Here is a 19,394-nt window from a genome sequence, read left to right as displayed (position 1 = left end):
TCGTCAGCCGCGCCGCGCGGCCTCGATCGCGGCGACGTCGATCTTCGTCATGCCCATCATCGCCGCGAAGGCGCGCCCGGCTTCGTCGCCGCCGGCCGCCAGCGCCTCGGTCAGCACGCGCGGCGTGATCTGCCAGGAGACGCCCCAGCGGTCCTTGCACCAGCCGCAGGCGCTTTCCTGCCCGCCGTTGCCGACGATGGCGTTCCAATAGCGGTCGGTCTCCTCCTGATCGTCCGTGGCGATCTGGAACGAGAAGGCCTCGTTGTGCTGGAACGTCGGCCCACCGTTGAGGCCGAGGCAGGGAATGCCGGCCACCGTGAACTGAACCGTCAGCACGTCGCCCGCCTTGCCGGACGGGTAGTCGGCGGGCGCGTGGTGAACGGCCCCCACCGAACTGTCGGGAAAGACCGTGGCGTAGAAGCGGGCCGCGGCCTCCGCATCCTTGTCGTACCAGAGGCAAATGGTGTTTTTGGCGGTCGTCATGGCGTGTCCCTTCCCTGTCGGTGCGTTGCCGATGCGCGTGAGGATACGCCCCCGCCCTTGTTGACGGGAAGGTTGCAATCCCTTTCGCAGAGGTGGCCCATGAGCGACCCGAAGAAGCCGGACGACACCGCCGTCCATCCCCCGCGCAGCTACGATCCCGACAGCCAAAAGCCGGCCAGCGACCGCCCCAATGATCGGGACGAGGCCGCGCCCGGCACGCCGGGAACCGGCGAGGACATCGATCCCAGGACCGGCGAGACCTTCACCGAGGGCATCGGCGGCGCCTGACCGCCCTTATCGCCCAGGCATTATCGTCCGGCGGCTAAAGCCTGCATGGTCACGCGGGCGGCGCTGGCGATGTGCTCGTCGTAGAGTTGGCGCGTGCGCACCGTGTCGCGGGCGGTCATCGCCTCGAAGATCTCGCGGATTTCGCGGATCGTGTTGGGCAGCCGCCCCGGCTCGGCCAGCGACACCCCGCGCAGCAGCTGGATGCGGTTGTGCAGCGCCTTGAGGATCTGCGCCATCGTCGGGTTGCCGCAGCCGGCGATCAGCGTGTCGTAGAACATCGTTTTCGCCGTGCGGATGCGCGACGGCACGCCTTCCGCCGCCGCCGCCTCGAAGGCCGCCATGGCGTCGGTCAGGACCGCCCACTGCTCCGGGCTGGCCTGGGCGATGAATTCCGCCGCCGCCAGGCTCTCCAGCGCCCCGCGCACCTGATAAATTTGCCGGACATCCTCCGCCGTCAGGGTCACCACCTCCAGTCCGCGCTGGGGCACGTTGTGGACCAGCCCCTCCGCCTCAAGCTGGCGCAGCGCCTCCCGCAGGATCGGGCGGCTGACCTGCAACGTCTCGCACAGTTCGCGCTCGACCAGCCGGTCGCCGGGCGAATAGCGCCCGTCGGCGATGGCCGCGCGCAACAAGTCGATCACCTGCTGGCGCAGGGGAGCGGCGACGCGGACAATATTTATCGGCAAATTTGACATAAAATTTCTCTTCTTGTCAGACAGTATGACGATCTGCTTGCGCCACACTACCACCTTCGATTAGCATACGTATCAACGACGATCCAAGGCGGCGGCCCAGAGGGCCAAACGCCACACCCACCACACCATACCATCACCTCGCACACAGGAGGCAGGCGTGCAGCGGAGTGCACAAGCGAGCGCCGTTTCAAAAAGCGCCGGCGAGCCTGAGGCCGCGTCCGACCCCAACCGGCAGAGGCGCCGCGAGCGGCTGCTGCAACTCGGCACGCTGGTTCTGCTGCTCGCCGTCTGGGAATTCGCGGCGCGCGACGCGAACAAGCTGCTGGTCGCGGTGCCCAGCGACATCGCCATGGCGACCTGGGAACTGCTGCTGAACGGCGAGCTGCTCTCGGCGACGCTGGACAGCATGTCGACCTTCGTCCTGGGCTTCGTCATCGCCTCCATCATCGGCATCGTGGTCGGCTTCGCGATGGGCACGAACCGCACGGTGGAGGTGATCCTCGATCCCTACATCAACGCGCTCTACGCCATGCCGCTGGTCGCGCTGATCCCCATCCTGATGCTGTGGGTGGGCATCGGCTTCCTGGCCAAGATCACCATCATCATCCTGTTCGCGGTCTTCCCGGTGATCATCAACACGGTCACCGGCGTGAAGAACGTCGACCGGCACTATCTGGACATCGGCAAGGCCTTCATGGCCTCGCGGTTCATGGTCTACCGCCAGATCATCGCGCCCTACGCCCTGCCCTACGTGGCGAGCGGCCTGCGCATCGCGCTCGGCCGCGGCATCATCGCGATGATCGTGGCGGAGTTCCTGACCTCCATCTCCGGCCTCGGCGGCCTGATCATCAACTACACCAACGCGTTCGAGACGGCCAAGGCCTTCGCCCCGGTCCTGGTGGTGGCCCTGCTCGCCAACGCGCTGACGGTTCTCGTTCAAAAGGTCGAAGAGCGCTTCGGCCGCTGGCGCCGCCGCTGACCGGCCCGCCTCCCCCGCACCACACGCGCCCCACACCACACCGGATTGAGGAAGGAAGAGGGATCATGAGCATGATGTCCCGTTCGCTGAAGGCCGCCCTGCTGGCGGGTGCCTTCTCCGTGGCGATGAGCACCGCCGCGCTCGCCGCCGACGCGCTGAAGATCGGCATGCCGGCCAAGATGTTCCTGAACCTCGTCGAGTTCGTCGCGCAGGACCAGGGCTTCTACGAGAAGAACGGCCTGACGGTGGAGCTGGTGCACATCGCCGACAGCTCCATCCCCGTGCGCTCCCTGATCGCCGGGGAGCTGGACATCAGCCAAGCCGGCATGTCGGAGACGCTGGCGGCGGCCGACAAGGGCGGCACGCTGAAGACCATCGGCGGCGTCCACACCGGCCTGCACTACGCCTTCTACGCCAACGCCGCGTCGGGCGTGAAGGACGTCACCGACCTGCCGGGCAAGAAGGTCGGCATCTCCTCCCCCGGCTCGCTGCCGCACGTCGTCATCACCGCCCTGATGCGCCAGGCCGGCATGAGCGAGGACCAGATCAAGTCGGTCCAGTGGGTCTCGCTGAAGGGCTCCTCGGCCCGCATCAACGGCATCCTGACCGGCACCATCGACGCGACCGTCTCCAACTACGACCCGAAGGCCGCGCACGACAAGAACGCCAAGGTGCTGTTCGTCGTCTCCAAGAAGCTGCCCAATTACGTGATGACCCCCTGGGACGTGAACGACCAGACTATCGCCAAGAAGCGCGACGTCCTGAAGCGCTTCGTCAAGGCGGAGCTGGAGGCGACCCGCTGGATCTTCGACAACGAGAAGGGCGCGCTGGACGTCGCGAAGAAGCACTTCGACTACAACGACGAGCAGCTCGCCGAATTCTACGAGTTCTACAAGATCGGCGGCATCTGGAACCCGAACGGCACCGTCACCGCCGATCAGGCCAAGTACATGCAGGAGCTGAACGTCGAAGGCGGCCTGCAGAAGGCCGTCCACCCGGCCGAGAAGGTGCTGGACACCAGCATCGTCCAGGAGGTGCTGGCGGAGATCGGCACCTACAAGCAGCCGTAATCCTCCCGTCGGGGCCGGCGTCGCACCGCCGGCCCCCTCCCCCGCTTTGCCCCATTCCGCCCGCCGTCCCGCTTCAAGACCCGGTGCCGTCCCATGCCCAAGCTGTCCGTCCGCAACCTGACCAAGCGTTTCCCGGTGTCCGGAGGGCCGTCGATGACGGCGCTCGACGGCGTCGACCTGGACGTGGAGGAGGGTGAGTTCATCGCCTTCGTCGGGCCCAGCGGCTGCGGCAAGACCACGCTGCTGCGCATCATCCAGGGGCTGGAGACGGCGACCAGCGGCGAGATCCGCATCGACGGCAAGCCGGTCACCGGCCCCGGCCACGACCGCGGCTTCGTCTTCCAGCAATACGGCCTGCTGCCCTGGCTGACCGCCGCCCAGAACATCGGCTTCGCGCTGGAGGCCAAGGGCATTCCCGCCGCCCGCCACGGCGAGACGACGGAGCGCGTGCTCGCCACCGTCGGGCTGAAGGGCTTTGGCGACCGTTTCCCGCACCAGCTGTCCGGCGGCATGCAGCAGCGCGTCGGCATCGCCCGCGCCCTGGCGATCGAGCCGGAGATCATGCTGCTCGACGAGCCGTTCGGCGCGCTCGACGCGCTGACCCGGGAGATTTTGCAGAACGAGATGCTCGGCCTGACCGAGCGCATGGGCAAGACAATCCTCTTCGTCACCCACAGCGTGGACGAGGCCGTCTGCCTCGCCGACCGGGTGGTGGTCATGTCGCCCCGCCCCGGCCGCATCCGCGAGATCGTGCCCATCGACATCCCGCGCCCGCGCGCCAGCCTGGGCGAGGCGCTGCGCGACACGCCGGAATACGTCGCCAAGCGGCACCAGCTGTGGACCCAGCTGATGGATCTGGTCTGAGCGCCCCCCTTCTCCGGAACCCAGGAGGTCCCATCGTGTCAGTCGTCCCTGACGATCACGAGTGGCAGTACAACCCCCGCCATTCCGTTCCCGATTTCGCGCGCCACGCCGAGCGCGCCGCCGAGCTGAGCCGCGCTGCTCGGGAACGGAACGCCGGACGTTACGACATCGCCTATGGCGACAGTCCGTTGTCCATGCTCGACGTGTTTCCGGCGGCCACACCCGGCGCCCCGCTGCACGTCTTCCTGCACGGCGGCTACTGGCGCGGGCGGGACAAGGCCGACTACAGCTACGTCGCCGACGCGCTGGTGCCGCGCGGCGTCACGACCGTGGTCATGAACTACGACCTGTGCCCGGCGGCAACCCTGCCGGAGATCGCGCGGCGCACCCGCGAGGGGCTGCGCTGGATCCACCGCAACGCCGCCTCGCTGGGCGGCGATCCCGACCGCCTCACCGTGTCGGGCCATTCCGCCGGGGCTCATCTGATCGCCATGGCGCTGGCCGACGACGCCGGGGCGGACCGGCTGGAGGATGGCGTCGTCAAGGCCGCCGTCCTGATCAGCGGCATCTACGAGCTGGCGCCGGTGCTGGACATCACCGTCAACGAGACCATCGGGCTGCGCCCGGAGATGGTCGACGGGGTCAGCCCGATGCGCCACCCGCCCTCCAGCGCCACGGCCCTGACGGTCGTCGTCGGCTCGGCGGAGACGCCCGCCTGGATCGCCCAGTCGCGCGACTTCGCCACGCTGTGCCAGTGCCGCGGCTCACGCTGCACCTATCACACGCTGGCCGGGGAGGATCACTTCTCGATCATGGCACGGATGGAAACGCCGGACGACGCGCTGTCCCGGCTGGTGCTCGACGCCGCGGGAGTAAAAGAATGATCGTCATCGATGAAACCGCCGCCCGCCGTCTGGTGTCCCCCGCCGACGCCATCGACGCCATGGACATGGCCTTCCGCGAGGTCTCCCGCGGGCAGGCGCGCAACTTCCCGGTGGTCCGCGAACGGCTGCTGCCGGGGCCGGACGTCTACGGCATCAAGGCCGGCGGCGACCTCGCCATTGGGCTGCTCGGGCTGAAGATCGGCGGCTACTGGACGGGCAACCGCGCCCGCGGCCTGACCAACCACCAGTCCACAACCGTGCTGACCGACCCGGAGACCGGCTGCCCGACGGCGCTGGTCAGTTCCAACCACCTGACCGGGCTGCGCACCGCCGCCGCCTGCGCCATCGGCATCCGCGAACTGGCCCGGCCCGACGCGCGGGTGCTCGCCCTGATCGGCACCGGCGGGCAGGCGGCGCACCATCTGGAGGCGGCGCTTCTGGTGCGCGGCTTCGACCGCATCCTGGTGGCCAACCGCGACCGCGCGCGGGCCGAGGAACTGGCGGCCTCCTTCGCCGGGCCGCTGCCCGTCGAGGTCGTGAACGCCGAAACCGCGGCGCGCAACGCCGACGTGCTCATCACCCTGACCACGGCGCGCGAGCCGGTGGTCAGGGCCGGCTGGGTCCGCCCCGGCACGCACATCTGCGCCATGGGCGCCGACACCGCCGGCAAGCAGGAGCTGGACCCGGCGATCCTGCTCGGCGCCGCCGTCTGGGTGGACGACTGGGCGCAGGCCTCGGCACTCGGCGAATGCCAGCACGCGCTGGCGCACGGCCTGACCCGCGAGTCCATCCGCGGCACGCTGTGCGACGTGCTGGAGGGCAAGGCGCCCCGCCGCGCCAGCGCGGACGAGATCACCGTCTTCGATTCCACCGGCATGGGCATCCAGGATCTGGCGATCGCCGCCTGGGCCGTCCGCGCCGCCAACGCTGCCGCCGACACCGCCGCCGGAACCGACACCGGCTTACCCATCCACCGCATCGATTTAGCGCGCTGACCCGCAAGAGGGCGCGACCGAGGCCGACATGCAGTTGAAGAATGTGCGCATCGCCGGGAAGATTCTCGGCATCGTCGTGGTGCTGGGCGCCGTTTCGGTGTCCACCGCCCTGGTCAGCGGCTATGGCCTCGCCACGCTCGGCGGGGAGCTGAACCGGGTCGAGGAGGCGGGGCGCGAGGCGACGCAGGGCGCCCGGCTGAACCGCTATCTGGTCGAGCTGAGCCGCGCCGAGTACCAGATGGGCGCCAACCCGGCCAGTGTCGCCACCATCGAGGCGGTGGTCGCCGACCGCAAGGCCGAGGTCCGCGCCCATCTGGAGCACGCCCGCTCCGCCGCCGACACGCAGCAGCGACCGCTGCTGGACGGCATCGAGACGCAATACGCCGCCTATGTCAGCAGCCTGGACGCCACGGTGGCGGCGGCGAAGAAGCACGCGGACATGGGCATCACCTACGCCCGGCGCGAGGTGCTGAACAACGTCTCCGGCAGCCAGGAACAGGTGGAGGCGCTGATCCGCGCCGTCCAGGACTACAACGGCCTCACCGTCGCCAAGACGGCGCGGATCTCCGAGGAGGCGGAAGCGCTGGCCGACCGGACCACGTGGCTGATCGCCGCGGTCGCCCTGCTCGGTATCCTCGCCAGCGGGCTGATCGGGCGCTGGCTGTCGGCGCGCGGCATCGTCGCCCCCATCGTGGAGGCGGTGTCCTGCCTGCGCCGTCTGTCGGGCGGCGACCTGACGGTGGTCATCACCGGCGCCGACCGCCGCGACGAGGTCGGCGACATCGCGCGGGCGCTCGCCGTCTTCAAGGACAACGCGCTCGACCGCCAGCGCATCCAGGCGGAGCAGGAGGCCGAGGCCCGGCACAAGCTCGACCGCGCGGAGGCGGTCGGCGCGACGATCCTGCGCTTCGACCGCGAGGTCGGCGAGGTCCTGCACGTCATGAAGGACGCCGCCGCCGCGCTGGAGGCCACCGCCAACTCCCTGTCCGCCGGGGCGGAGCAGGCGTCGGAGCGCATGACCGTTGTCGGTGCCGCCGCCGAGCAGACCGCCGCCAACGTCCAGACGGTCGCCGCCGCGACGGAGGAGATGACCTCCACCGTTCAGGAGGTGTCGCGCCAGATGAACGAGGCGCGCGGCTTCGCCGACGAGGCGACGCGGCAGGCCCAGCAGGCCCAGGAGCGGGTCGGCGCCCTGACCGAGTCCGGCCAGCGCATCAACGAGGTGATCGACCTCATCCAGGGCATCGCCAGCCAGACCAACCTGCTGGCGCTCAACGCGACCATCGAGGCCGCCCGCGCTGGCGAGGCCGGCAAGGGCTTCGCCGTGGTGGCGAGCGAGGTCAAGCAGCTCGCCAACCAGACGGCGCAGGCGACCGACGAGATCCGCGGTCAGGTCGGCTCCATGCAGGAGACCATCGGCGGCGCGGTGTCGGCCATCCAGACGATCGCCACGGTGATCTACCGCCTGAACGAGATGGCGACCGCCGTCGCCGCCGCGGTCGAGCAGCAGGGTGCGGCCACCGCCGAGATCGGCCGCAACGCCGTCCAGGCGGCGCAGGGCACGGCGGAGGTGACCGGGACCATCGGCACGCTGCGCGTCGCCTCGGAATCGACGGCCGCCGGATCGGCGCAGGTCCTGCAATCCGCCCGCGAGGTGGCCGGCCGCGCCGTGGCCCTCAAGGGCAGCGTCGACGCCTTCATCGCCGAGGTGAAGACCGCCTGATCCCTTCCCCAATCCATCGGCCATAGCCAATCGGCCCTGAGCAATGGGCCATGATCAATGGGCCATGATCAATGGGTTGAGCGCCGCGCCGGCAACCGCCAGAATGCGGCGGGCGAGACGACCGGCGGCCTCCGCTGGTTTCTCTCTTGCGTGCATTACCGCAGGACCGGTTGGGAGAGGATCACGATGACGGTTGACGGCGCGGCTCGGACCATGAGCTTTGGATCACTCTACCGCCATGGGATGGCCCGGGTCGCCGCCTGCACCACGCCCTGCACGATCGCCGACCCCATGGCGAACGCCGCGGCGGTGCTGGACAGCGTGCGGGAATGCGACGAACAGGGGGTCGCCGTCGCGCTGTTCCCCGAGCTGGCGCTGTCCGGCTACGCCATTGACGACCTGTTCCTTCAGGATTGTCTGCTCGACGCCGTGGAGAAGGCCGTCGCCCATCTGGTGGAGCGGTCGCGCGACCTGATGCCGCTGATCCTCGTCGGCGCGCCGCTGCGCCACGCCGGTCGCGTCTACAACACGGCGGTCGCCGTGCATCGCGGCCGGCTGCTGGGCGTGGTGCCCAAGGTCCATCTTCCCAATTACCGGGAATTCTACGAGCGCCGCCATTTCGCCTCCGGCGCCGGCACCGAGGGCGGGACGATCCGCATCGGCGCCCAAGACGGCGCTCTCAACGCCCCCTTCGGCCCCGACCTGCTGTTCGCGGCAGAGGATCTGGACGGTCTGGTGGTCCATGCCGAGGTCTGCGAGGATCTCTGGGTCGCCGTCCCGCCCAGCTCCGAGGCGGCGCTGGCCGGGGCGACGGTGCTGGCGAACCTGTCGGCCAGCAACATCACCATCGGCAAGGCGGAGACCCGCCGCCTGCTCTGCAAGTCGCAATCGGCGCGCTGCATCGCCGCCTATCTGTATTCCTCCGCCGGGGCCGGGGAATCGACCACCGATCTGGCCTGGGACGGGCAGGCGTCGATCTTCGAGAACGGCGAGACGCTGGTCGAGACCGAGCGCTTTCCCAAGGGCGCCCAGATGGCCGTCGCCGATGTCGACCTCGACGTGCTGCGCCAGGAACGGCTGCGCATGGGCACCTTCGACGACAACCGTCGCTCGCACGGGACGGTTTTCCGCAAGGTCTCCTTCCGCGTCGATCCGCCCGGCGGGGACCTGGGGTTGCGCCGCAACGTGCCCCGCTTCCCCTTCGTCCCGGCGGCGCAAGAGCGTCTGGAACTCGACTGCTACGAGGCCTACAACATCCAGGTCGCCGGGCTGGTCCAGCGGCTGCGGGCCACGGGCATGCCGCGCATCGTGATCGGTGTGTCGGGCGGGCTGGATTCCACCCACGCCCTGATCGTCGCCGCCCGCGCCATGGACCTGCTCGACCGGCCGCGCACCGACATCCTCGCCTTCACGATGCCGGGCTTCGGCACCAGCGACAAGACCAAGGGCAACGCGCTTCGCCTGATGAGCGCGCTCGGCGTGTCGCACCATGAACTCGACATCCGCCCCGCCGCCAACCAGATGCTCAAGGACATGGACCACCCCTTCGCCCGTGGCGAGGCGGTGTACGACGTGACCTTCGAAAACGTCCAGGCGGGGCTGCGCACCGACTACCTGTTCCGCCTCGCCAACCAGCGGGGCGGCATCGTGCTGGGCACCGGCGATCTGTCCGAACTGGCGCTGGGCTGGTGCACCTACGGCGTCGGCGACCAGATGGCCCATTACAACGTCAATTCGGGCGTCCCGAAGTCGCTGATCCAACATCTGATCCGCTGGGTGATCGGCTCCCGCCAGTTTCCGGACGAGGTTTTGGGCACGCTGGGCGACATCCTGGCGACCGAGATTTCGCCCGAACTGGTCCCCGCCGGCAGCGACCGCGCCCTGCAGAGTTCGGAGGCCGTCGTCGGCCCCTACGAGCTTCAGGACTTTCACCTGTTCCACACGCTGCGCTATGGCCTGCGCCCGTCGAAGATTGCCTTTCTCGCCCTGCACGCATGGTCCGATCCGGCGCGCGGCGACTGGCCGGCGGGCTATCCGGTGGAGAAGCACAGCGCCTACACGCTGGCCGAAATCCATTCCTGGCTGCGCGTCTTCATCCAGCGCTTCTTCGGCTTCAGCCAGTTCAAGCGCTCGGCCATGCCCAACGGGCCGAAGGTGACCGCGGGCGGCTCGCTGTCGCCGCGCGGCGACTGGCGCGCCCCGTCCGACGGCAACGCCCGCATCTGGCTGGAGGAGCTGGAGCGCGAGGTGCCGAAGGAGTAGCCGCCCTACCCCGCGTCGCCGGTCCGTTCGTTCATCACCAATCGCCCGGCCGGCCAGGAGCGGACCAGCCCGGCGGCGCGCAGTTCCGGCAGGGCGCGGGCCACAGCATCGTGCGACAGGCCCGTCGCCTCGACCAGCGCCGGCCCTGATTTCGCTCCGTCCGCCAGGGCGCGCAGCACCGCCGCAGTCGGCGTTCCGGCCCGGGCGAGCGCCGCCTCGCTGCGGGCGGGCCGATTTGCCCGGCCGGCGGCGAGCAGCGCGGCGATGGCGCGGAGTTGCCCCAGCCGATGCATCGCTTCCGGGCTGCGGTCCTCGCGCAGCGCCAGCGCCGTGTGGCAGCGGGCGACCTCCCGAGCCAGGGTGGCGAGGTCGGCGGTGCGATCCTGAACGAGGCACAGGGCCGCCTCTTCCGCCAGCGTGTCCAGGTCCGCATCGGCCTCGTCCCAGCGGCCGGCCTCGACGGCGTTCCGGATGTCGTCGGCCAGTGCCCGATGCGCCTCCCCGCTCATGGACAGCCCTCCGTGTTCAGCTCCGGCCAGCGTTGCGGCTCCCAGCGCGCCGCGACGCAAGCAGGCTCCGGCGCGTCGATGGGAAGCGACAGCCGGCGGATGCGCGAGGATTGCGCCGGGTCGGCGCGCGGCTGGAAGAACAGCGCGACCCCGCAGTCGGTGATGCGCTTGTCCTCCTCCCCGTCGGCGTCGCAGACGCGGTTGAAGCGGTGCGAGAAGGCCATGCTGTTCGCCACCACCACCCGGCAGGACCCGGCACGGGAGGACTCGTCGCCGGCCTGGGCCTGCCACCGCTCCTCCGTCAGGCCTGCGTCCATCACCGGGGTGACGATCCAGTCCAGCAGCTTGGCCCGGCACAGCCACGCCGCCGGCTGTTCGCGCCCGAGATCCTCGCAGATCATCACCGCCAGCCGGCCCATGTTGGGCAGCTCGACGATGGTGACGCCGTCCCCCGGCGCGATGAATTCCTTCGCCGCGTCGAGCAACCGTCCGTCCGGGCCGCGCACGTCGTAGGAACGGCACTGGTCGGCGTCGAGGTCCCAGCAGTGCAGCTTGGTCTGGCGGAAAATCTCGGCTCCCGTCCGGTCGAGCAGGACCGCCGTGCTGCGCGGCTTACCGCCCTCCTCACCATCCTGCCGGACCCCGACGAGAACGTAGCGGATCGGGCCGTCCACCGCGTGACGCCGCACCGCCGCCTGGATGGCGCCGAGCGTCGCGGGACCGGCGGTCACCTCGGGAAACACGATGACGGTCGCCCCTTCGGCGGCCAGCGCGTCGATGGCCGACGCCGCACGGGCGCCGAGAGCGCCGGGAACCGCGGCGTACCAGTCCGCGCCATCCTTGGAAAAGGTCCGGAGGGCGAGGTCGTCCTCGGCCAGCGCGAGCGGGACGACGCCGACGACGGGAGCCCATTCGGGATCGCTGGGGCACTGGTCGGCGACCTCGGCGACGCGATGGAAGGTCAGCGAAACGGGCCGCTCGCCCTCCTCGCCGTGCGGGCACTCCGCCGCGAGGGTCGGCGGCAGCAGGAGCAGGGTGTGGAACAGGTCGGCCACATCGAAGGACTCGCGCAGGGGCGTGACCTCCCGGATGTTCACCGAGCGGTCGAACAGGCCGGGCCGCAGGATGAGCTGGCCGTCGGCGGCGTCGCCGTTGAGGCGCCCGTGCCGCTTGTACCATTGCCGCGCCCGCAGATGTCCATCGGACAGCGCGCTTCGCGACAGGTGGCGCGAGGCCAGCGGCGCGAACCATTGGTCGATGGCCTGGGCCGCCAGCACACACCGCTCCAGCGGCTCCCCCTCGTCGGACGTGTCCACCCAAGACTTGAGCGCGTCGGCGCCGCCGTCGGCCTCCAACAGCGCCATCAGCCGGCGCAGCACACCGCCCGCATCGTCCGGTGCGAATTCCAGGCGCAGCGCGGCGCGTTCGGTCTCCTTCGGGTCTCGATCCAGTTGGCGCCGCAGCGCAACGAACAGATCAGCCAGATGCATGCCTTCAACCACGCGAAGCGACGGGATGGAGCGGGTGCTATCGACATCCCCTCTCCCCTCTGGGGAGAGGGTTAGGGTGAGGGGGTTGCGCTTGTGCCGGACATACCGCCATGCGCATCCCCCTCACCGGCCCTCCGGGCCACCCTCTCCCCGGAGGGGAGAGGGCTAAGTCACCTGAGGCTAAGTCACCTCAAGCACCCACGCCCATCCTGTTGAACAGCATAGTGTCGGCTTGGTTTCGCGGTTACGTTGTCAGGTGATCGCGCGCCGGACCTCCGCACGCCCCGACGCCGGCACGGCGACGCGCCCATGCAGCCACGCCGGAAGCGCCAGGCTGGCGACCGCCAGGACCGTGATGCCCGTCTTGCCCAAGACGCCCACCGGCCGCACCGCCTCGTCGATCAGCACGATCCCGTAGGCGAGCACGACATGGTACGCATAGACCTGCAGCGAATGGCCGCCGAGATAGCGCAGGAAGCGCAACAGGAAGAGCCGTTGCAGGGCCTGTCCCGCCCAGCGTGCGGCGGGGGACGCAGCCTCGACGCCGGCGGACAGCAGCCACGTCACCAGGAAGGCCAGCGCCGCGAAATTCACCAGGAAGATCAGGCTGAACTCGGTGCGGTCGTGCAGGCTCCAGAAGCGCGCCGCCATGTCCTCCGGCACGAGGTCGAAGGTGAAGGCCAGCCGCCACGCCATGAAGGCGAGCACGACATACAGCGCGATCCGGGCGAGCAGCGTGCGGTCCGGGGCCAGCCAGGGGCGCAGGTCGATCCGCTCCGCCGCCATCAGCGTGCCGATCACCAGCCCGGTCACGAACACGATCTGCCACGCCAGCGGGTTGAAATGCCCGCGCAGCGCGAAGTCCGGGATGACCGAGCCGGCCAACGCCTCCAGCGAGGCGGCCAGCGGCAGATGCAAGCCGAACTGCACCGCCGCCCACAGGGCGAAGCTTCCCGCGATGACCTCCCCGCCCTTGCCCGCGAGCGTCAGGCGGATCAACAGCGGCGACGCCGCGAGGTACAGCATGTATTGCGGCAGGATGTCCATCAGCGCCGGCTGGTGCAGCAGGAGCAGGACCGCCGGCAGCGCCGGGCCGAGCGCGCTGCCCAGTTGCGACTCCCAGCCGCTGCGCGCGCCGGGGATCAGCAGCGCCATCGCGACGACGGCGGCGAAGACCGCCACTGTGTACAGGTAAAGCTGCCAGACGCGGGCGCGCAGGCGCTTCCCGGCCTCCTCGTCCCGCCCGGCGGCGTAGAGGCGGCCGTAATAGAGCCCGACGATCAGCCCGGAGATGAGGATGAAGCCCTGCGCGTCCTCGACGAAGGCGAGTTGGTTGTGATTGACCAGGGCAACCGGATTTCCCCCGTCGAACCAGATGTGGTTCACCAGCATGAACACGAGGAAATAGCCGCGCAGGCCATCCAGAAGATGGTGCCTGGTCATAACGCGTCCCCCACCTATTCGTCCGTATTCCGAATACAGACGAGCCCGGCAAAGCATCCCTTTTGACGAGGAACGAAATGGGGTTAGCCGCCCCCTCGCTTAGCGATGCATTAACCATGATCGCCTGACCATGGCTCTCAGACAGCGTGCCTCGACGAGGCGAACCAGGGGAGTGTGGCTCATGACGGGACGGGTGCTTGGCGGAGTGTTGGCCGCTTGGGTTTTGTGGAGCGGTGCTGCCGCCGCGTCGGCGCTGTGCCCGGTCCCGCCCGGTGCCGATTCAGCCGCCGCCGGACTGACGCACAGCCGGGCCGCGCTGGCCGCCGGACACCCGCTGACAGTCGTCGCGATGGGGTCGTCCAGCACGGAGGGCGTCGGGGCCACCACCATCACCGCCACCTACCCCGCCCAGCTCGACGCCATTTTGGAGCAGCGTCACGCCGCCTCGGCCATCCAGGTCCTGAACAAGGGCATCGGCGGCGAGACGGCGGGAGCCAACCTCGTCCGCTTCGACAAGGATGTGCTGGCCGCCAAGCCGGACCTCGTGGTCTGGCAGGTCGGGACCAACGACAGCTTCCAGAAGGTGCCGCTCGACGCCTTCGCCGCCACCGTGCGCGACGGCATCGCCCGGATCCGCAAGACCGGCGCGGACGTCATCCTGATGAACCCGCAGTCCTTCCCCGGCGAGGCCAAGGTCGACTCCTACCCCGCCTACGCGTCCACCGTGGTGGCACTCGGCCGCGAACTCGACGTGCCGGTGCTCGACCGCTACCGCATCATGGCGTGGTGGCTGGAAAGCCGGCACTTCGCCGCCGATCAGGTGCTGAGCACCGACGGCCTGCACCTGAAGGATCTCAGCTACCGCTGTCTGGCGGAGTTCGTCGCCGACATGATCGACACCCCGCGGATGGTCAGCGAGAAGACCGCGGCGCGCTGAGCCCCCATCATCCGTTCCGGGAAGGGGCGCCGGTGGTCATGACACCGGCGCCCTTTTGCTGTCAGACGACCAGTTGCGCGCCGAGGAACTGCCGGAGTTCCGGGGTGCGGGGGTTGCCGAAGACCTCCTCGGGCGGGCCGATCTCGTGCACGCGGCCCTGGTGCATGAAGACCACCCGATCGCAAACCTCGCGGGCGAAGCGCATCTCGTGGGTCACCATCATCAGCGTCATGCCGTCGGCGGCCAGCTCCTTCACCACCGCCAGCACCTCGTTCACCAGTTCCGGGTCCAGCGCGGAGGTGATCCTCGTCGCACAGCAGGGCCATCGGCTGCATCGACAGCGCCCGCGCTATGGCGACCCGCTGCTGCTGCCCGCCGGAGAGCTGGTCCGGGTAGGCGTCGAACTTGTGGCCCAGCCCGACCCGCTCCAGCATGCGGCGGGCCATCGTCTCCGCCTCGCGCGCCGGCGTCTTCTTGACGACCATCTGCGACAGCATGACGTTGCGCCCCGCCGACAGGTGCGGGAACAGGTTGAACTGCTGGAAGATCATGCCGACCTTCAGCCGCAGCGCCTTCAGGTGCAGGTCGTCGTTGATGAGCTGGGCGCCGGCCACCATGATCGAGCCGTCGTCGATCATCTCCAGCCCGTTGACGCAGCGCAGAAGCGTGCTCTTGCCCGAGCCGCTCTTGCCGATGATGGCGACGACCTCGCCGCGCTCGACGTCCAGGTTGATCCCCTTCAGGACTTCGACGTCGCCGAAGCGCTTCTTCACCTCAGTGATTGCGATGAGCGACATTGAGCTTCCTTTCCAGAATCTGGCTGCTCTTGGACAGGGGCCAGCACAGCGCGAAGTAGATCAGGGCGACCAGCCCGTAGACGGTGAAGGGTTCGAAGGTCGCGTTGGTGACGACCGTGCCGGCCTTGGACAGCTCGACGAAGCCGATGATCGAGGTCAGCGCCGTGCCCTTCACCACCTGCACGGAGAAGCCGACGGTGGGCGGGACGGCGACGCGCACCGCCTGGGGCAGGATCACGTAGCGCATCTGCTGGACGTAGCCCATGCCGAGGCTGGCCGACGCCTCCCACTGGCCACGGGCGACCGATTCCACGCAGCCGCGCCAGATCTCCACCAGGAAGGCCGCCGTCCACAGGATCAGCGCCAGCCCGGCAGCCAGCCAGGCCGGAACGTCGATGCCGAACAGGCCCAGCCCGAAGAAGGCGAGGAAGAGCTGCATCAGCAGCGGCGTGCCCTGGAACAGCTCGACATAGCCCTGGACGAACATTTGCCCGGCCCGCGCCTTGCCGATCCGCAGGTAGAGCAGCGCCATCCCCAAAAGCCCGCCGCCGATGAAGGAGACGAGTGAGAGAACGACCGTCCAGCGCGCCGCCAGCAGCAGGTTGCGCAGGATGTCCCACAGGGTGAAGGTCATCATCGCGCGGCCCTCCGCGGAAACAGCATGTTTCCGACGCCGCGCAGCGCCTGCCGCAGGGCCAGCGCCAGCAGCAGGTAGAGGCCGGTGGTCAGGAAATAGCTCTCGAAGGCGCGGAAGGTCCGCGATTGGATGAAGTTGGCGGCGAAGGTGATGTCCTCCGCCGCGATCTGCGACACCACCGCCGAGCCGAGCATGACGATGACGATCTGCGACGACAGCGCCGGCCAGATCCGTTGCAGGGACGGGATCAGCACGACGTGGCGGAAGGTCTCGAACCGCGTCATGGCGAGGCTGGCCCCGGCCTCGAACTGGCCGCGCGGGGTCGCCTCGATGCCGGCACGGATGATCTCGCCGCTGTAGGCGCCGAGGTTGATGACCATCGCCAGCACCGCCGCCTGGAACTCGGTCATCTGCACGCCCAGCGACGGCAGGCCGAAGAAGATGAAGAAGAGCTGGATCAGGAAGGGCGTGTTGCGGATCAGCTCGACATAGGCGACGACCGGCGGGCGCAGCCAGCGCGGCCCGAGCGACCGCGTCCAGGCGCAGGCGATGCCCAGCGCCACCCCGAACAGCGTGCCGATCAGGGTCAGTTCGACCGTCGTCACCAGCCCCTTCAGGATGACGGGCCAGTATTCGGCGATCCACGAATAATCGAAGCGGTAGGTCATGCGGCCCTCCGGTCAGCCCCCCGTACGCCGGGGCGCCGTGGGGGCCGAAGCCACCCGCGGCGCCCCGGCCCCATCGTCTTCAGAGGTCCTTCGGCAGGTCGGCGGACAGCCACTTCTGCGCGATGGCGTTCAGCGAGCCGTCGGTCTTGGCCGCCGCCAGGATGGCATTCAGCTTCTCCAGCAGGGCCGGCTGCTCCTTGCTCAGGCCGATGTAGCAGGGGGAGTTCTTGATGAGGAACTTCAGCTCCGGCCGCTTCGGCGGGTTGCGGGCGAGGATCGCCGCCGCCACCACGTTGCCGGTCGCCACCACCTCGACCTGACCGGACAGGAAGGCGGAGATGGTGCCGTTGTTGTCCTCGTAGCGCTTGATGACCGCGTCGGCCGGGGCGATCTTGGTCAGCTCCAGATCCTCGATGGCGCCGCGGGTCACGCCGACGGTCTTGCCGGCCAGATCCTCCGGCTTCGCGGCGGTGACGCCGGCCGGGGCGAAGACGCCGTTGAAGAAGGGCGCGTAGGCGTCGGTGAAGTCGATGACCTTCTCGCGCTCGGCGTTCTTGCCGAGGCTGGAGATGACCAGATCGACCTTGTTGGTCTGCAGGAAGGGGATGCGGTTGGCGCTGGTCACCGGCACCAGTTCCACCTTCACGCCCATCTTGGCGCCGATCAGCTTGGCCACGTCGATGTCGTAGCCGAGCGGGGCCATGTCCGGGCCGACCGAACCGAAGGGCGGGAAGTCCTGCGGGACGGCGACGCGCAGCGTGCCGCGCTTCGTGATGTCCTGAAGGGCGTCGGCCCGCGCGGCCGGGGCCTGGGCGATGGAAAGGCCGGCGACGGCGGCGACGGCCAGGGCAAGCAGGGTCCTGCGCTTCATGTCTCTAACTCCTTTTTGGCTGGATGGGCCGGTTCTGGATGGAATGGGTTGCTTGAAAGGGTTCAGGCGGGGGCGCCGGGCGAGAGGATCTCGCGCAGGCCGGCCAGGGGATCGGGGGCGGCGGCGAGGTCGAGGCCGTCCTCGACGCGCCGGATGTGCTCGTCCATCAGCCGCGCCGCCCCGGCGTAGTCGCCGTCGGCCAGCAGCGTCACGATGCCGGCGTGGTCGTCGCTGGACGCCGCGGCGTCCTGGTCGGACTGGTAGAGCATCGAGACCAGCGTCGTGCGCGCGGTCAGGTCGCGCAGGATGTCGGTCAGGAAGGCGTTGCCGAAGGCGTGGGCGAGGTGGATGTGGAAGTCGCCGAGCAGGCAGGTGCGCGAGCCGACATGGCCGGTGTGCAGCGCCTCGCGCTCCTCCTCGACATGGGCGCGCAGGTGGGCGACGGCGTCTCCCGGAAGCGTGTGCAGATCGCGCAGCATCCCGGTCTCGATCACCCGCCGCGCCTGGAAGGCGGCCCGCGCCTCCGTCGCCGAGGGCTCGACGACGAACCAGCCGCGCCGGGCGCTCACATGGACGATGCCGCGCGTCTCCAGCCGCATCATCGCCTCGCGCACGCGGGTGCGGGACACGCCGTAGACCTCGGCCAGCTTCGCCTCGCCCAGCCGGGTGCCGGGCCGCAGCCGGCCGCCCAGGATGGCGGAGATCACGCTGTCTTCGATGCTGTCGGGAAGCTGGGTCATCAGGCTGCCGCACCAATCTTGTATACAAGACTGTTGAGCAAGCGGCGTGCCAACCGGAAAGGCGCGGAAACGCTGGGGTCCGACCCTTGTTGCGATCAAAAATTGGGCATGACGCCGACCTGATTAAGCCTTATGCACTTTTCTGCGGCATCGCTTCGTTGCGCTTGCCCCGGATGGCGGAGGACGGCGGCGGAGAAGGCGGAACCAACGCCTGCCATCTTCAGTTGGGCTGAGGGACTCTCCCGCTTCGCAAAGAGGACCGTTCCCATGGCTCGTGCAGCCACCCATTCCCTTGCCATCGTCACCGGTGCGTCCACCGGCATCGGCCTCGAACTCGCCAAGCAGTGCGCCCGGAACGGCTTCGACCTCCTGATCGCCGCCGACGATCCGGCCATCGAGGAGGCCGCCAGGGAACTCCGCTCCCTCGGTGTGCTGGTCGAAACGGTGCAGGCGGACCTCGCCACCCTCGACGGCGTCGACAAACTCTGCGCGGCGGTGAAAGGCCGGCCGGTCGACGCCCTGCTCGCCAACGCCGGCCACGGGCTGGGCCACGGCTTCCTCGACCAGGATTTCCAGGAGGCCCGCCACGTCATCGACACCAACATCACCGGTACGCTGTACCTGATCCAGACGATCGGCCGCGGCATGCGCGACCGCAAACAGGGCCGCATCCTGATCACCGGCTCGATCGCCGGCTTCATGCCCGGCACCTATCAGGCGGTCTACAACGGCACCAAGGCCTTCATCGACTCCTTCTCCTTCGCGCTGCGCCACGAGATCAAGGACTCCGGCGTGACCGTCACCTGCCTGATGCCCGGCGCCACCGACACCGAGTTCTTCGAGCGCGCCGGCATGGAGGACACCAAGATCGGCCAGGGCAAGAAGGACGACCCGGCGATGGTCGCCAAGGTCGGCTTCGACGCGATGATGCGCGGCGACGGCGACGTGGTGGCCGGCTGGAAGAACAAGCTGCAGACCGCCATGGCCGCCGTGACGCCCTCCGGCGTGCTGGCCGAGCAGCACCGCAAGCAGGCCGAACCCGGTTCCGGCCACCACTGA

At 69.2% G+C, this 19,394-nt stretch carries 19 protein-coding genes and 1 pseudogene; 10 read left to right on the top strand and 10 right to left on the bottom strand.

The genetic code is table 11. The annotated features are described in order from the left end of the window. Positions 1–3 precede the first annotated feature (3 nt). Entirely contained in the window at positions 4–483 is a 480-nt protein-coding gene (locus ACWPN7_RS01630) for a VOC family protein (RefSeq protein WP_456526299.1), read from the bottom strand. A gap of 99 nt (positions 484–582) precedes the next feature. On the opposite strand from ACWPN7_RS01630, the gene ACWPN7_RS01625 reads away from it, so the two are divergent. Next, on the top strand, positions 583–771 hold the full coding sequence (locus ACWPN7_RS01625) for a hypothetical protein (protein WP_014197865.1): 189 nt from the start codon (positions 583–585) through the stop codon (positions 769–771). 20 nt (positions 772–791) lie between these two features. Here the strand turns inward: ACWPN7_RS01625 and ACWPN7_RS01620 are convergent, their stop codons facing one another. Further along, positions 792–1,466, bottom strand: a complete 675-nt coding sequence (locus ACWPN7_RS01620; RefSeq protein WP_040134619.1) for a GntR family transcriptional regulator — start codon at positions 1,464–1,466, stop codon at positions 792–794. A 157-nt stretch (positions 1,467–1,623) separates the two neighbouring features. On the opposite strand from ACWPN7_RS01620, the gene ACWPN7_RS01615 reads away from it, so the two are divergent. The 7 genes from ACWPN7_RS01615 (at position 1,624) to ACWPN7_RS01585 (ending at position 10,243) form a co-directional block, all read left to right on the top strand. Beyond that, positions 1,624–2,445, top strand: coding sequence for an ABC transporter permease (locus tag ACWPN7_RS01615; protein ID WP_459197780.1), 822 nt, complete (start codon positions 1,624–1,626; stop codon positions 2,443–2,445). Positions 2,446–2,510: 65 nt separating this feature from the next. Further along, positions 2,511–3,515, top strand: coding sequence for an ABC transporter substrate-binding protein (locus ACWPN7_RS01610; protein WP_040134620.1), 1,005 nt, complete (start codon positions 2,511–2,513; stop codon positions 3,513–3,515). A 93-nt stretch (positions 3,516–3,608) separates the two neighbouring features. Next, positions 3,609–4,379, top strand: coding sequence for an ABC transporter ATP-binding protein (locus ACWPN7_RS01605; RefSeq protein WP_014197869.1), 771 nt, complete (start codon positions 3,609–3,611; stop codon positions 4,377–4,379). Between the two features lie 35 nt (positions 4,380–4,414). Then, positions 4,415–5,263, top strand: coding sequence for an alpha/beta hydrolase (locus ACWPN7_RS01600; protein WP_459197779.1), 849 nt, complete (start codon positions 4,415–4,417; stop codon positions 5,261–5,263). After that, positions 5,260–6,258, top strand: coding sequence for an ornithine cyclodeaminase family protein (locus ACWPN7_RS01595; RefSeq protein WP_459197778.1), 999 nt, complete (start codon positions 5,260–5,262; stop codon positions 6,256–6,258). Before ACWPN7_RS01600 ends, ACWPN7_RS01595 begins: the two co-directional genes overlap by 4 nt. A 28-nt stretch (positions 6,259–6,286) precedes the next feature. Then, a complete protein-coding gene (locus ACWPN7_RS01590; RefSeq protein WP_459197777.1) occupies positions 6,287–7,981 on the top strand; it encodes a methyl-accepting chemotaxis protein in 1,695 nt (564 codons plus the stop codon). 186 nt (positions 7,982–8,167) lie between these two features. Then, complete coding sequence (locus ACWPN7_RS01585) at positions 8,168–10,243, top strand: NAD(+) synthase (RefSeq protein WP_443623217.1); 2,076 nt, start codon at positions 8,168–8,170, stop codon at positions 10,241–10,243. Positions 10,244–10,248: 5 nt separating this feature from the next. Here ACWPN7_RS01585 and ACWPN7_RS01580 read toward each other — a convergent pair whose 3' ends face one another. The 3 genes from ACWPN7_RS01580 to ACWPN7_RS01570 all read right to left on the bottom strand — a co-directional run bounded on the left by ACWPN7_RS01580 (position 10,249) and on the right by ACWPN7_RS01570 (position 13,685). Beyond that, a complete protein-coding gene (locus ACWPN7_RS01580) occupies positions 10,249–10,752 on the bottom strand; it encodes a hypothetical protein (RefSeq protein ID WP_200475034.1) in 504 nt (167 codons plus the stop codon). After that, positions 10,749–12,242, bottom strand: a complete 1,494-nt coding sequence (locus tag ACWPN7_RS01575; RefSeq protein ID WP_456522978.1) for a nitrilase-related carbon-nitrogen hydrolase — start codon at positions 12,240–12,242, stop codon at positions 10,749–10,751. The genes ACWPN7_RS01580 and ACWPN7_RS01575 overlap by 4 nt, the downstream gene beginning before the upstream one ends. Positions 12,243–12,494: 252 nt before the next feature. Then, the gene (locus ACWPN7_RS01570; RefSeq protein ID WP_051658305.1) at positions 12,495–13,685 is read right to left on the bottom strand and encodes an OpgC family protein; all 1,191 of its coding nucleotides are present in this window, start codon (positions 13,683–13,685) and stop codon (positions 12,495–12,497) included. A 181-nt stretch (positions 13,686–13,866) separates the two neighbouring features. Here ACWPN7_RS01570 and ACWPN7_RS01565 point away from each other — a divergent pair, with 181 nt between their 5' ends. Next, positions 13,867–14,622, top strand: coding sequence for an SGNH/GDSL hydrolase family protein (locus ACWPN7_RS01565; protein WP_456526292.1), 756 nt, complete (start codon positions 13,867–13,869; stop codon positions 14,620–14,622). Between the two features lie 61 nt (positions 14,623–14,683). Here the strand turns inward: ACWPN7_RS01565 and ACWPN7_RS01560 are convergent. The 5 genes and pseudogenes from ACWPN7_RS01560 to ACWPN7_RS01540 form a co-directional block, all read right to left on the bottom strand. Further along, positions 14,684–15,419, bottom strand: a pseudogene (locus ACWPN7_RS01560) (amino acid ABC transporter ATP-binding protein). Then, on the bottom strand, positions 15,397–16,056 hold the full coding sequence (locus tag ACWPN7_RS01555) for an amino acid ABC transporter permease (RefSeq protein ID WP_119508318.1): 660 nt from the start codon (positions 16,054–16,056) through the stop codon (positions 15,397–15,399). The pseudogene ACWPN7_RS01560 and the gene ACWPN7_RS01555 overlap by 23 nt, the downstream one beginning before the upstream one ends. Beyond that, on the bottom strand, positions 16,053–16,724 hold the full coding sequence (locus ACWPN7_RS01550) for an amino acid ABC transporter permease (RefSeq protein ID WP_149651238.1): 672 nt from the start codon (positions 16,722–16,724) through the stop codon (positions 16,053–16,055). Before ACWPN7_RS01550 ends, ACWPN7_RS01555 begins: the two co-directional genes overlap by 4 nt. Positions 16,725–16,803: 79 nt before the next feature. Beyond that, positions 16,804–17,595, bottom strand: a complete 792-nt coding sequence (locus ACWPN7_RS01545) for a transporter substrate-binding domain-containing protein (RefSeq protein WP_040134627.1) — start codon at positions 17,593–17,595, stop codon at positions 16,804–16,806. Positions 17,596–17,657: 62 nt separating this feature from the next. Next, a complete protein-coding gene (locus ACWPN7_RS01540) occupies positions 17,658–18,335 on the bottom strand; it encodes a GntR family transcriptional regulator (RefSeq protein ID WP_040134628.1) in 678 nt (225 codons plus the stop codon). Positions 18,336–18,602: 267 nt separating this feature from the next. On the opposite strand from ACWPN7_RS01540, the gene ACWPN7_RS01535 reads away from it, so the two are divergent. After that, positions 18,603–19,394 (top strand): SDR family NAD(P)-dependent oxidoreductase, encoded by a 792-nt coding sequence (locus ACWPN7_RS01535; protein ID WP_040134629.1) that lies wholly within the window; start codon positions 18,603–18,605, stop codon positions 19,392–19,394.

It is taken from the genome of Azospirillum sp. UENF 312511 (assembly GCF_058780635.1).
The sequence above is the reverse complement of the archived record's forward strand: the minus strand, read 5'-3'. Positions and strand labels throughout refer to the sequence as shown.